Source organism: Candidatus Spongiihabitans sp. (assembly GCF_965237845.1).
Classification (GTDB): Bacteria; Pseudomonadota; Gammaproteobacteria; order Arenicellales; family Poriferihabitantaceae; genus Spongiihabitans.
In genome coordinates, this window is the sequence record NZ_OZ250154.1 from 177,787 (window position 1) to 190,584 (window position 12,798).

12 protein-coding genes are annotated in these 12,798 nt (G+C 53.9%); 8 read left to right on the plus strand and 4 right to left on the minus strand.

Features of this window, described 5'->3' with window-relative positions:
• Positions 1–317: 317 nt before the first annotated feature.
• Both ACPXXB_RS00895 and ACPXXB_RS00900 read left to right on the plus strand, forming a co-directional pair.
• Positions 318–608, plus strand: coding sequence for a hypothetical protein (locus ACPXXB_RS00895; protein ID WP_423908372.1), 291 nt, complete (start codon positions 318–320; stop codon positions 606–608).
• Positions 605–3,994: a putative Ig domain-containing protein gene (locus ACPXXB_RS00900; RefSeq protein WP_423908374.1), complete on the plus strand. Its 3,390-nt coding sequence runs from the start codon at positions 605–607 to the stop codon at positions 3,992–3,994. The genes ACPXXB_RS00895 and ACPXXB_RS00900 overlap by 4 nt, the downstream gene beginning before the upstream one ends.
• Here ACPXXB_RS00900 and ACPXXB_RS00905 read toward each other — a convergent pair.
• Entirely contained in the window at positions 3,972–4,190 is a 219-nt protein-coding gene (locus ACPXXB_RS00905) for a hypothetical protein (protein ID WP_423907162.1), read from the minus strand. The genes ACPXXB_RS00900 and ACPXXB_RS00905 overlap by 23 nt on opposite strands.
• Before the next feature lie 69 nt (positions 4,191–4,259).
• Between ACPXXB_RS00905 and ACPXXB_RS00910 the strand changes: the two genes are divergently transcribed.
• The 4 genes from ACPXXB_RS00910 to ACPXXB_RS00925 all read left to right on the plus strand — a co-directional run bounded on the left by ACPXXB_RS00910 (position 4,260) and on the right by ACPXXB_RS00925 (position 7,967).
• A complete protein-coding gene (locus tag ACPXXB_RS00910; RefSeq protein ID WP_423908376.1) occupies positions 4,260–4,802 on the plus strand; it encodes a coiled-coil domain-containing protein in 543 nt (180 codons plus the stop codon).
• A gap of 223 nt (positions 4,803–5,025) precedes the next feature.
• Entirely contained in the window at positions 5,026–6,099 is a 1,074-nt protein-coding gene (locus tag ACPXXB_RS00915) for a hypothetical protein (RefSeq protein ID WP_423908377.1), read from the plus strand.
• A 455-nt stretch (positions 6,100–6,554) separates the two neighbouring features.
• Positions 6,555–7,490 (plus strand): SPFH domain-containing protein, encoded by a 936-nt coding sequence (locus ACPXXB_RS00920; protein ID WP_423908378.1) that lies wholly within the window; start codon positions 6,555–6,557, stop codon positions 7,488–7,490.
• 9 nt (positions 7,491–7,499) lie between these two features.
• A complete protein-coding gene (locus ACPXXB_RS00925) occupies positions 7,500–7,967 on the plus strand; it encodes an NfeD family protein (RefSeq protein WP_423908380.1) in 468 nt (155 codons plus the stop codon).
• Between the two features lie 92 nt (positions 7,968–8,059).
• Here the strand turns inward: ACPXXB_RS00925 and cysG are convergent, their stop codons facing one another.
• Positions 8,060–9,460: a siroheme synthase CysG gene (gene cysG / locus ACPXXB_RS00930; RefSeq protein WP_423908382.1), complete on the minus strand. Its 1,401-nt coding sequence runs from the start codon at positions 9,458–9,460 to the stop codon at positions 8,060–8,062.
• Positions 9,461–9,585: 125 nt separating this feature from the next.
• Between cysG and ACPXXB_RS00935 the strand changes: the two genes are divergently transcribed.
• Positions 9,586–9,939, plus strand: coding sequence for a hypothetical protein (locus ACPXXB_RS00935; RefSeq protein ID WP_423908384.1), 354 nt, complete (start codon positions 9,586–9,588; stop codon positions 9,937–9,939).
• A gap of 254 nt (positions 9,940–10,193) precedes the next feature.
• On the opposite strand, the gene ACPXXB_RS00940 is transcribed toward ACPXXB_RS00935, so the two are convergent.
• Positions 10,194–11,576 carry a beta strand repeat-containing protein gene (locus tag ACPXXB_RS00940; protein ID WP_423908385.1) on the minus strand — a complete coding sequence of 461 codons (1,383 nt, stop codon included), beginning with the start codon at positions 11,574–11,576 and terminating at the stop codon, positions 10,194–10,196.
• A gap of 11 nt (positions 11,577–11,587) precedes the next feature.
• Positions 11,588–11,869: a hypothetical protein gene (locus ACPXXB_RS00945; RefSeq protein WP_423908387.1), complete on the minus strand. Its 282-nt coding sequence runs from the start codon at positions 11,867–11,869 to the stop codon at positions 11,588–11,590.
• 158 nt (positions 11,870–12,027) lie between these two features.
• On the opposite strand from ACPXXB_RS00945, the gene ACPXXB_RS00950 reads away from it, so the two are divergent.
• Positions 12,028–12,429 carry a helix-turn-helix domain-containing protein gene (locus tag ACPXXB_RS00950; RefSeq protein WP_423908388.1) on the plus strand — a complete coding sequence of 134 codons (402 nt, stop codon included), beginning with the start codon at positions 12,028–12,030 and terminating at the stop codon, positions 12,427–12,429.
• The last annotated feature ends 369 nt before the right edge of the window (positions 12,430–12,798 follow it).

Genomic DNA, 12,798 nt, shown 5'->3' on the forward strand with positions numbered 1-12,798 from the left:
ACAATGTCTTCATTGCAACTACAACTGATGCGGCAGGCAACCAATCCATCGTATCAGTTCCTGTAATCAATGACTTGGATACCATACCACCTCCAGTTCCTAAAATTACCACAACAGCTGCCACAGTCACTACATCATCATTTACACTTGTTGGAACTGCAACTGATACAACATCTGTTGGCGTATACAATAAAGACACATTTGTTGCTAATGCAAATCTTGATACAGATGGCAACTGGACTATTGATGTAACATTAAATCAAGGTACCAATAATTTCGCTGTAACTTCAAGGGATGCACTAGGTAACGAATCCGCCTTGTCAGCATCTGTAGCCATCATACTAGGTGAGCCTACTCCTCCTCCGTCCATCAGCGTCAGCGTCTCGACGCTGATCGCCACGGTAGGCGTGGAGATCACGTCGGTGACCATCGACCCAAGTGGCGGCGGTGCGGTGGACAGCTACAGCGTCAGTCCGACGATTGCCAATCAGGGTCTGATTTTAACACGACAGACGGCAGCATCTCCGGCATACCCTCGGCGGCGAGGGAGGAGACCATCTACACCATCACCGCCACCAATGCCGGCGGCACGGCTGATGTCACGGTGACGATCACCGTCAACAGCCCGGTAGACTCAACACCACCTCCAGTACCTGTAATTACCACGACAGTAACTATTACAAATCAACCTGGCATAGATATAACAGGAACTGCAGAAGCTGATTCGACTATCGCACTAATTCACAATGGCACATCATTACCAACTGTCACTACTACACCTGATGGAAATTGGAGTGTTACCCGAACATTAACTGAGGGTGCCAATGTATTTACTGTCACTGCAACTGATGCTTCAGGCAACACATCTGATTCCACAGAGTCTTTAATCATCACACTTGATACCGTACGACCTGAAGCTCCTATAATTGCCCAACCAGACCCTCTCCTTGTGACTATTAATTTTCCAACATTCACTGGAACTGGTGAACCTGGTTCAACACTTACACTAATTCAAAACAATAACGCATTAGATCCAGTGGTAATTGACTCTGATGGAAACTGGAGTATTACTAACATAGACTTGGCTGAAGGTAGCAATGTATTCACTGCAACTACAACTGATGCGGTAGGCAACCAATCCCTTGTATCCGCTACTGTAACCAATGACCTTGATACAATACCTCCTCCAGTTCCAGCAATCACCACAACAGCTGCCACAGTATCCACAGCATCATTTACACTTGTTGGCACTGCAGTTGATACAACATCTGTTGGCGTATACAATAAAGACTCATTTGTTGCTAATGCAAATCTTGATACAGATGGCAACTGGAGTATTACTCTAACATTAAATCCAGGTGAGAATTCCCTTACTGTAACATCACGGGATGCACTAGGTAACGAATCTGCCTTGTCAGAACCTGTAATTATTACACTAACTCTGGCCGCCCCGTCCATCAGCGCCAGCGTCGCGACGCTGACCGCCACGGTAGACGCGGAGATCACGTCGGTGACCATCGACCCAAGTAGCGGCGGTGCGGTGACCAGCTACAGCATTGATCCGATACTTAGCGATGGTCTGGAGTTTGACACGTCAACCGGCGCCATCTCCGGCACACCCACGGCGACGGCGGATGAGATCACCTACACCATCACCGCCACCAATGTCACCGGCGAGGATACCGCCACGGTGACGATCACCGTCAACAACCCGGCCGTCCCGTCCATCAGCGCCAGCGTCGCGACGCTGACCGCCACGGTAGACGCGGAGATCACGTCGGTGACCATCGCCTCAAGCGGTGGCGCGGTGACCAGCTACAGCATTGATTCGACACTTAGCGCTGGTCTGGAGTTTGACACGTCAACCGGTGCCATCTCCGGCACACCCACGGCGACGGCGGATGAGACCACCTACACCATCACCGCCACCAATGCCGGCGGCACGGCTACCGTCACGGTGACGATCACCGTCAACAACCCGGCCGTCCCGTCCATCAGCGCCAGCGTCGAGACGCTGACCGCCACGGTAGACGCGGAGATTACGCCGGTGACCATCGACCCAAGTGGCGGCGGTGCGGTGACCAGCTACAGCATTGATTCGACACTTAGCGATGGTCTGGAGTTTGACACGTCAACCGGCGCCATCTCCGGCACACCCACGGCGACGGCGGATGAGACCACCTACACCATCACCGCCACCAATGCCGGCGGCACGGCTACCGTCACGGTGACGATCACCGTCAACAACCCGGCCGTCCCGTCCATCAGCGCCAGCGTCGAGACGCTGACCGCCACGGTAGACGCGGAGATTACGCCGGTGACCATCGACCCAAGTGGCGGCGGTGCGGTGACCAGCTACAGCATTGATTCGACACTTAGCGATGGTCTGGAGTTTGACACGTCAACCGGCGCCATCTCCGGCACACCCACGGCGACGGCGGATGAGATCACCTACACCATCACCGCCACCAATGCCGGCGGCACGGCTACCGTCACGGTGACGATCACCGTCAACAACCCGGCCGTCCCGTCCATCAGCGCCAGCGTCGCGACGCTGACCGCCACGGTAGACGCGGAGATCACGCCGGTGACCATCGCCTCAAGCGGTGGCGCGGTGACCAGCTACAGCATTGATGAGACACTTAGTGCTGGTCTGGAGTTTGACACGTCAACCGGCGCCATCTCCGGCACACCCACGGCGACGGCAGATATGATCACCTACGCCATCACCGCCACCAATGCCGGCGGCAAGGATACCGTCACGGTGGCGATCACCGTCACCTCCACCTCCACCCTGGACGGCAGTACTAATAACCACACGGTCACCGCTATCAAGTCGGGGGGGAGCATAATCCTGACCGTAGACCCGGTTATCCCGCCAAAGGCGACCATCCAGGTATCCTATACTGCGAACCGAGGCACCATTACTTATATGCAGGGCAACAACGATGTGGTTGCGTTCAGCAATGTAGAAGTGGTGAACCTGGTGAAGGCGGAGGGCGAATTTTCCGACCTTAATAACGTAATCCTGCCGGAAGTCGCGCGCGCCATGGCGGACAGCACGGTCAGCGCGATTGCCCGGCGGATTGGGCAGGCTGGAAGCGCGACGCGCTCGGTTGCCATCGGCGGGCAGAGCAGTCTGGCCGGTGCGCTCAGTACTCGTGGCGGGACCGCGACTGATGACCTCGGCGACTTCAAGAAGATGCTGGCCGGCTCCGGCTTCACGCTGCCGCTGAACGCCGGCGATGGCGCGACCGGCGGCTCATCGTTGGCATTGTGGGGCAGCGGCGAATACCGCAATTTGTCCAGCAAGAGCGGCGCTCTGAACTGGGACGGCGACCTGACCGGTGCGCATCTGGGCTTTGATGCGCGCATCGCCAATGATGTCCTCGCCGGCTTGGCGGTATCGTGGCTGAATAGCGATTTGGACTACAAAGGCAGCGCCCTCGGCAAGGGCGACCACGAAATTGACCTGACCAGCGTGCACCCCTATATCGGCTGGCGCGCCGGCCAGTTGGATTTATGGGCGACCGTCGGCTATGGCAACGGCGAGTTGGAGATTACGCAGAGCGGGGTTAAGAACTCAAGCGACATAAACCAACGCACCATTGGCGTCGGCGGCAGCGGCCAGTTATGGCAGGGCGGCGCGAGCAGTCTGCGGCTCAAAGGCGAAGCCTTGCAAACCGCGATGGAAGTGAAAGGCGGCGTCGGCATTGACAAGAAAGATGTGGACGCCACCCGCCTGCGGATGACGGTGGAGGCGAGCCAATCGCGCGTCCTCGCTGGCGGCGGCGGCATCCAGCGGTTATGGGAAGATTTGCCGGCGGATAGCGATGACGGCGCCGCCGACTACAGCGCCCGCATGGACGCCCGCATCGGCTTGAACTGGAAAGCGGGTTCGCGCTTTGACCTGAACCTGGTCGGCGAACGCCGCGAGCCGAGCGCCGCCGCGACCGAACACGCCATCCTGCTCAAAGGCGAAGTGCGGTTTTAATTTCAGCGTCGGCAGGGTGGGCGGCGACCGGCGCAGGGCGGGTTGCGCCCGCCAATTCGATGGGAACATCAACCGGCAAGGAGTTCGGCGTATCGGTGTGCTGGTAGGCGCAGTCCGCCTCTGCAGGCAAGCGCAGGATGGGTTGCGCCCGCCGCTTGCGATGCGCGCCGCGGCGGCGACCCCTTGGGCGCCTCATCCTCTTCTCCTTACAGGGACTGTTCAAAGCAGTTGACAGCAAGGCGGCACACACGGCAGAATAACGGCCATGAACGAAGCCATTGCATTTGACACCCATCGCTTCATCAAGCATTTGACTGGGACCGGTTTTACCGAGCAGCAAGCGGAGGCCTTGTCTGAGGAGCAAGCGTTGTTGCTCAACACCAACCTGGCGACCAAGGCTGACCTCGCCCAGGTTGAGGCCGCCCTCAAGGCCGACATCGCCCAGGTTGAGGCTGACATCGCCCAGGTTGAGGCCGCCCTCAAGGTTGACATCGCTCAGGTTGAGGCCGCCCTCAAGGCTGATCTCGCCCAGGTTGAGGCCGCCCTCAAGGCCGACCTCGCCCAGGTTGAGGCAGCCCTCAAGGCTGACATCGCCCAGATTGAGGCAGACCTCGCCCAGGTTGAGGCCGCCCTCAAGGCCGACATCGCCCAGGTTGAGGCAGCCCTCAAGGCCGACATCGCCCAGGTTGAGGCCGCCCTCAAGGTTGACATCGCTCAGGCCAGGCAGGAGATGACCAAGTGGATGGTCGGGGTAGTGTTAGGCGTGGCGGCGGTGCAAACGACGTTGATTGTCGGGTTGCTCTCGTGATTACTCCAAGGCGGATGAGCCGCCCGCCAAGCTAGTCGCCGATTGGTTGCTGTCCCACGAAAGCGGTTCAGTATGCCCATGAAAACAAGTGTGCTTGACAGGGGCCTTGACCGCGCTCCCGTCTCGGCTGGAGCAAGTGACGTGATTACTGAAACAATAAAACTGCCAAGAGCCATCATCGGCATTGTATTGGCTGTCTCCCTGGCGGGGTGCGCGAATTGGAATGCTCTATCGCACTGTCAATCTTGAAAACAAATCAATCATAATAGATGCCAAGCAACGGATTCTGTTGAACAAAAGCGATCCGCATCACGACGGCGAGAGGATTCTTTGCATTGAACCGCCTCCCGATGTTGCGCAAGCCATTTCATCCGCTTTGTCGCTGAAAAATCAGGATGGGGATGCGATGATTTCTCTTAACGAGAGCATCATTCAATTGGGAGAGCGATTGGCGGTGATGCAATTGTTGCGCGACAGAATGTATCGCGCCTGTGAAGCATATGCCAATGGGGCGATAGACCGGGTTTCATATGTGTTGATGCTGGCGCGCATTGACAAAACAATGATAACGCTACTTTCGCAAGAGATGATAGCGGGTGCTTTCAGGGGGCGGAAGTTGGCGCCGGTTGCCGGGGACGATATGAATACGACCGAGTCTCCGGATGCCATGGGGATGATTTCACCGGACAGCGCTGCTTCAGACCAGGCAGTTGCCAAAGTCATGCATGCGATCTACCGCGACTATGTGGATGATGATGGCTTGGAGCCTCTTGTGGATGCCTGTGTCGGCGCGATGAATCATTCATTTGATCGGTTGGATAAGATCAGGAGGCAGATAAGGGTAGGCAGAGAGATCGGATTCCGGTTAGAGGCGCTGAAGGCAGAGATGGCAGTAATGGAAGATGCGCAAACAGAGGTGGAGTCTTTAATAACTCAATATAACAAAATCGCGCCTTCGGATTCCCTAACGCTTTTCGGCATGAATGCGCCAACAATTTTAGATGATGACAGCGAATTAGATAAGGCCATAGATGAGGTCATCATGAAACTTAAAGACAAGGATACGGAATTACTGAAGGATCTGAAAGTAATAAAAAGCAGTGAATCACCGACCACCAAAGAGAATGCTTTTATCGATGTCTGCGTCAACCAAGTGTTTGGGAAGAGGGCTAAGGGAGGTTTCGTGAGTTTGCGGCACAAGCAAGAAAAGATATTACGCGAACTGAACTTCGGGGACAAAGTGAAGGAGCGCTTGAAAATGCTGGAAAGTGATCTGACGGCGCATGTTCATGATTAAGTAGCCCTCCCCGGCGCATTGAGAAGAAGAGTGTGGTTTTCACCCTCTTGTAACCCCGGTTACGGGGGGATGGGGGGGGGGTAAAAGCAGTGCGCTATCAGCATATAGGTTATGGCATCAAAGGGTTTTATCGGGTAGGCGGATATGCGCTAACCTTAGCGATGAACGATGGCGTGTCAACACAGTGCCTCAGGACGCTTGAATTCTGGGATCGACATGGGCTTGGAAGCGGTTCTGGAGTACTCGGGGAAATGCCGGCGCCAGAGCGGTCAACGCCGTCCCAAGGGCTATCGACCCCGCAAAGGGCTTGAACTGAAAACACCGGTTCAGGCTGTATTGAACACAACAAAAAGTGCAATATGGGGTGGACCCATACAAGGCCTTGATAATTCACCGATTAGTCCTGTATCATCAGCAGTCCAGAATTAATCTTAAATAACGAGACAGGAGAAAAAATGTACGGAATATCCACCGCGGCAATCATCGTCATCGTGGTCGCAATTCTTATCGTCCTTAAAGGTATTGTTATCGTCCATCAGGGGTATGAGTACACCATAGAACGACTCGGCCGATTCGTCAGATCGATGCGCCCGGGTTTCCACATAATCATTCCGTTTATTGACGCTATCGGCGCTAAGGTCAATATGATGGAGCGCGTTCTGGAGGTGCCGTCTCAGGAAGTGATTACCAAAGATAATGCGGTTGTTAGAGTTGATGGCATCATGTTTTTTCAGGTGCTTGATGCGGCTAAAGCCAGTTACGAAGTCAATGACCTGGAACACGCATCGTTGAATTTAACCATGACCAATATTCGAACGGTGTTAGGCTCGATGGACCTGGATGAGTCGTTGTCGAAACGCGATGAAATTAATGCGGCGTTGCTGCATGTAGTGGATGCCGCTACCAGCCCCTGGGGCATCAAAGTGACCCGAATAGAAATCAAGGATATTAGTCCGCCATCGGATTTAGTCGATTCCATGGCGCGTCAGATGAAGGCAGAGCGTGATAAGCGGGCCGCCATCCTCGAGGCGGAGGGCTTGAGACAATCCGAAATTCTCAGGGCGGAAGGTCAAAAACGCGCATTGATTCTCGATGCGGAAGGTGAAAAAGAAGCCGCTTTCAGGCAAGCTGAAGCCCGGGAAAGATTAGCCCAGGCTGAAGCCGAAGCAACTCGAGTGGTATCCGAAGCCATTGCTGTGGGGGACATACAGGCGGTGAACTATTTCGTTGCCATAAAATACGTTGAAGCGCTGCAGACTATTGGAACGGCAGATAACCAGAAAATTATGTTTTTACCCACGGAGGTAAGTAGTCTGATCGGCTCGATTGGCGGTATTTCGGAACTGGTTAAGGAAACTTTCAAAAGCAAGTCGGACAATAACAAATCATAGGGGAAAATCGTGTCTTTCCTGCTTGGCCTGTTTGGACTCTCGTATTGGGGGTGGTTGTTCATTGGCATGGTTTTGCTCGCCTTTGAGCTATTAGCGCCGTTTACATTTTTCCTGTGGCTCGGCGCGTCGGCGCTGATAACCGCGTTGATATTATTTGTGATGCCGGAAACGACCTGGCAGGCGCAATTTTTGATTTTCTCGGTGCTCTCAGTAACCAGCATTATCCTGTCAAGGCGCTTCCTGGTGAATCGACAAACTGAATCTGAAATACCCAATTTGAATCGCAGAGCCGAACAATACGTTGGCAGAGTGTTTACCCTGAGCCAGAGTATTGAACAAGGCGAGGGGAAAATCAAGGTGGATGATACGCACTGGAAAGTATCAGGGCCTCGATTAGAGAAAGGCGCCGAGGTTAGGATTACCGGTGCTGATGGATCGGTTTTTACGGTCGAGGCAGTAGAGGGCGCGCCCGAGTAATTTGGAGTAATTTCGGGGGATAATTTCGGGGGATAATTTCGGGTAATCGGCTGAATATAAGGCGGTTTAGGCGATCTGGGCGACTGCAAAAATTAACTTGATACGGATTTATTAAACCAGTGCAGTGATGCATGCAGGTTGACCACCGAGCCGACGATGGTCAAAGTGGGGGCGTGAATTTCTATGGATTCAAGCAACGCAGCCAATTCCTCAAGGGTACTGATATGAACCTTTTGCTGCAGCGTGGTGCCTTTTTCTATCAACGCCGCCGGCGTATTCGTGGCCGCTCCATGTTTGATCAGGTTTTCACAAATGATCGGCAACCCTTGCAACCCCATATAGAAAACCAGGGTTTGATCGGCGGCGGTTAATTCCGCCCAGTTTAGATTTACCGCGCCATTTTGAAGTTGCCCGGTGACAAAACGCACGGATTGCGCATGGTCTCGGTGGGTCAGCGGGATACCGGCATAGCTGGCGCAACCATTGGCAGCGGTGATGCCGGGAATGACCTGAAAAGGAATATTATGTGCCGCGAGGTTTTCAATCTCTTCCCCCCCTCTGCCAAAAATAAAAGGGTCGCCGCCTTTTAACCGCGCCACTCGTCTCCCCTGGCTTGCATAGCGGATAAGCAATTCGTTTATCTGTGGTTGTGCAACCGAGTGATTGGCACGCTGTTTACCGACGTAAATCAAGTCTTTGCCTTGCTCCAGGCGGTTGAGAATTTCCGGCGCAACTAATCGGTCGTAAACAATGACCTCCGATTGTTGCAGCAAACGCAATGCTCTCAAGGTCAGCAGGTCCGGGTCTCCGGGCCCTGCGCCAATAAGATATACCTCGCCGCACTGCTCAAGTTTTTCATGGTTGTCGATAGCGCCTTTGAGTTGCGCCTCGGCTTGCTCCAGGTTGCCGGACAGCGCGCTTTCCGCTATGTAGCTGTGCACCACTTTATTCCAAAACACCGCTCGGTCCTTTGTTTTGGGAATGCTGGATTTGACGCGCTTGCGATAGCGACCGAATAACTCGGCCAGTTTGCCGTAGCCGTTGGGAATGAAGGTATTGATACGCTCCCTTAAAAGTTTGGAAAACTGCGGTGACGCGCTGCCGCTCGAAATGGCAACCAGTATCGGGTTTCGGTCAACGATTGCGGGAAAGGTAACATCGCATAACGAAGAGTCATCCACCACATTGACCAGAATGTTTTTCGCTTTGCACTGCTGCGCGATAGCTTGATTTATTTGCCGATCGTTAGTCGCCGCAATGACCAAGGCATAGCGCGGGTCAATGTCTTCCGCCTGATATTGCCCGTTCTTGTATTGCCCGCTCTTATATTGATGCACAAGATCAAATAATTCCGGCAAGCAGGTCGGCGCAATCACATCCACAATCCCCCCAGCCGCTAAAACGCTCTTCGCCCGCCGCAAGGCGACCTTGCCGCCGCCAACAATCAGGCAGGTCTTGCGCTCGAAATTGTGCATTAAAGGAAGATATTTCATGGCCATCGAATCGGATTTTCAGCAACAGCAAATATAACAAATTCAATTGAGAGAACCCATCAACCCACGCGCCGAAAATGTGTTATTCTAGTAGTCACTTGTCACCCATTTCACGGAGGAAATTAATGAAACCAAGCATGACTATTGAGACGCAACTGATTGAAATGATCGCCCCAAGGGTGGACGACATCAAAACGCGCTTCGGCAACGGCGAGGCGTTGCAGCCGGACGACATCAACACCTTGCTGTTGCACTCGCAGTACAACCACATCCACCACCTCGACCAGCGACTGGACGAAGTGGCCGACAGCGTGACCGCGTTGCGAGGGGATTTTGTGGGGTTAAAAAATGATTTTGCATTGCTCAAACACGAGATAGCGACCGAAATCCAAACCGCGCTGAACCGCAACATGATGCAGATGATGTTCTTGATTGGCGGGCTTTACACCCTGACCCTGCTGGCGAATAAATTGCTGTAGCGGCGGACAGAATCTGGATTGTGCATATCATCCCTGGTACGCGCCTACGACTCCATTTGAAATCGCGGTAATATTCGCGGGGCCTATTGATTTCGGCCCACAAAAAACACTGACGCTCAATACACCGCAAAGTTTTAGCGGCGAATCAAGCGTCAGCGCGAGTTATAATCGACGGGGCCGGCCCAGTCCGGTTAGGTCAAATCAATCAAATTCTGAGCCGAGCCCGTGGTCACAATAAGGACAACTCTAACGGACTAAAACCCCTTTCCATAACCGATGCCGAAACTGGTTTCGCCGCCGGAGCTGGCGGCGCCGACCTTGATGAAGGCGTTTTGCTGCACACTAAAATGCGCGCCGACGGCAATCGCGGTTTCGCTGTCGAAAGTGCCCGCGGCGATGCCCCAGCCGCCGCCTTTGATGGTCGGCAGATGCGCCAATGCGACCGACATGGCGATGCCGGAGCGGTTGGTGTCAATGGCGTTTTTGTTGGTGGCGATGCCAGCGGTGTTGGTGGCGATGCCAGCGGTGTTGGTGGCGATGCCAGCGGTGTTGGTGGCGATGCCAGCGGTGTTGGTGGCGATGCCAGCGGTGTTGGTGGCGATGCCAGCGGTGTTGGTGGCGATGCCAACGGTGTTGGCGGTGATGCCAGCGGTGTTGGCGGTGATGCCAGCGGTGTTGGCGGTGATGCCAGCGGTGTTGGTGGCGATGCCAACGGTGTTGGTGGCGATGCCAGCTAAATCAACCCCGCCAATAACCGCGGTTTGACCAGCCCTGCCGATAACGATCTCATTTTCGCCTGCGATTACGGTTTCGCCTTCGTCGTCGGTATCCCCGTCACCATTCAGGTCACGGCGACCGCCGATGGCAATGCCGTTTTCTGCGGCAGTTGCTCCTGAGCCGAGGGCTACGCCGTTATTACCGGTGGCGGATGCTGCTGCGCCAATGGCGAGAGCATTCTCTACTGCACCTCTCCTTTCATCCATTGCAACCACCTCAGCTTCTCCAGCAACCGGGGCGGTAACTTCTTTTATCGCAATGGTTTGGCTACCGTTGTATGTAACCGTCATAGTATTGCCATCACCATCTGAATCAGTAGTATCCTCGGTTGCCAACATGAGTATGGACTCTTGTCCAACTATAATGTTGCCGGTGACCCCGTTATAGGTTGGCGCATCATTACCCTCACCAAGCGTTATGTCGTACACCCCTGGCACAGCATCCACAGCCGCTTTCGCCTCAACTGCCGGAATGACTCTGCCAACAGTTGCACCTTCCCCTATAGCGATGCTACCCACACCCTTCGTTATAGAACCATCGCCAATAGCGGTGGACACACCTCCCACCTCCGTTGTCACTGCATCCACTGCATCCACCGCAGCTTTTCCAGCAATCGGGGCGGTAACTTCTTTTATCGCAATGGTTTGGCTACCGTTGTATGTAACCGTCATAGTATTGCCATCACCATCTGAATCAGTAGTATCCTCGGTTGCCAAGGTGAGTACGGATTCGGTTCCAATCGTAAGCATGCCGGTGACCCCTACATAGGTTGGCGCATCAGTACCCTCACCAAGCGTTATGTCGTACACCCCTGGCACAGCATCCACAGCCGCTTCCGCCAAAACTGCCGGCGTGGTCACCTTGTCGTATGTTAACGCACACCCCCACTCAACTCTCCCGCCCGGTTGTCGTTTCCACAGTCTCCGTCTTGCTCGTCCACCTGCCCATAAGCCGGCAACGCCAGCCCTGTGAACAGCACGGCGCATCCGAAAAAAGCTCCAAGCACCTTGCCGAAGCGAAACTGTCTGTTTTTGTCTATTGTATTCATTTGTTCATTGTCCTCTATTGTGTTTAAAAATAACGAAAAACTGCTTGTCCCGAAAAACCTGTTTTTTGCGGTTTTTCCGATGCCAAGCAACTTTGTGGCAAGCACAATATATGCTCATCAAGACTGCTCGTTTTCGAGAAAAAGACTGGCAACCAGTGCTATTTCTCATTGCGGACAACCCATTCTGCCACTGGAAAAGGAAATTAGCATACTGAATTAATGAAATCAAGTATATTTATTAAAAAAAGTTAAGTATAGTTGCCATGAATATATTGGCAGAGAGAATTCGCGCATCCCGCGAAAAGGCGGGCTTGTCGCAAGCGGATGTCGCCAAGTCGTTGCGGGTGTCGGCTTCGGCGGTCAATCAATGGGAAAGCGGTTTCAGCAAAAACATTAAGTTAGAGTATTTTTTCGCGCTCACCAATTTGCTGCAGCAAGACCCGCAATGGCTGGCGACTGGCACGGTTTTTCCGCAGTTGCACCGCATGCAGGCGCAGATGCCGCCGAGCGATCAGGCGGCTGTTTCGTTGGTCGGGGCGGAAAAAGCGTTGTTGCATCATTTTCGGCTGTTGCCGGCGAAGTTGCGGAAGCGGTTGTTGAGGTTTGTCAAGGGGTTAAGTGATTTATCCGTTTCCGAGGGCGGGAATGTCCGGGGGGCTCAGTGATGTGGGCAGGTTTCGGCGGGGGAGCGACTCTTTTGTTTGATTCCCCGTTATCATTCTTGTGAAAACGGGAATGATGACTTTATTTGGAATCGCAGTGGCGTTGAAGCGTTTTGCTGAAATAACGAATGAAAGCCTGGGCCGTCAAAGCCTGGGCCGTCATTCTTGCGGAAGCAGGAATCTAGTCAACCATTTGTCCCGCACCGCGGGACACGACCGCCAAGGACGGTGAGTGTGCAGATTTTGCCGGGAGCAAAAATCTGCCAACACCACAGTCCCAAGTCGAGTGCCAACCTCGCCGCCGCGTAATGTCAACGGCCACGTTGGCTTTTTACTGGATTCCGTGCGCAGGTGGGCATGACCAGAAATGCA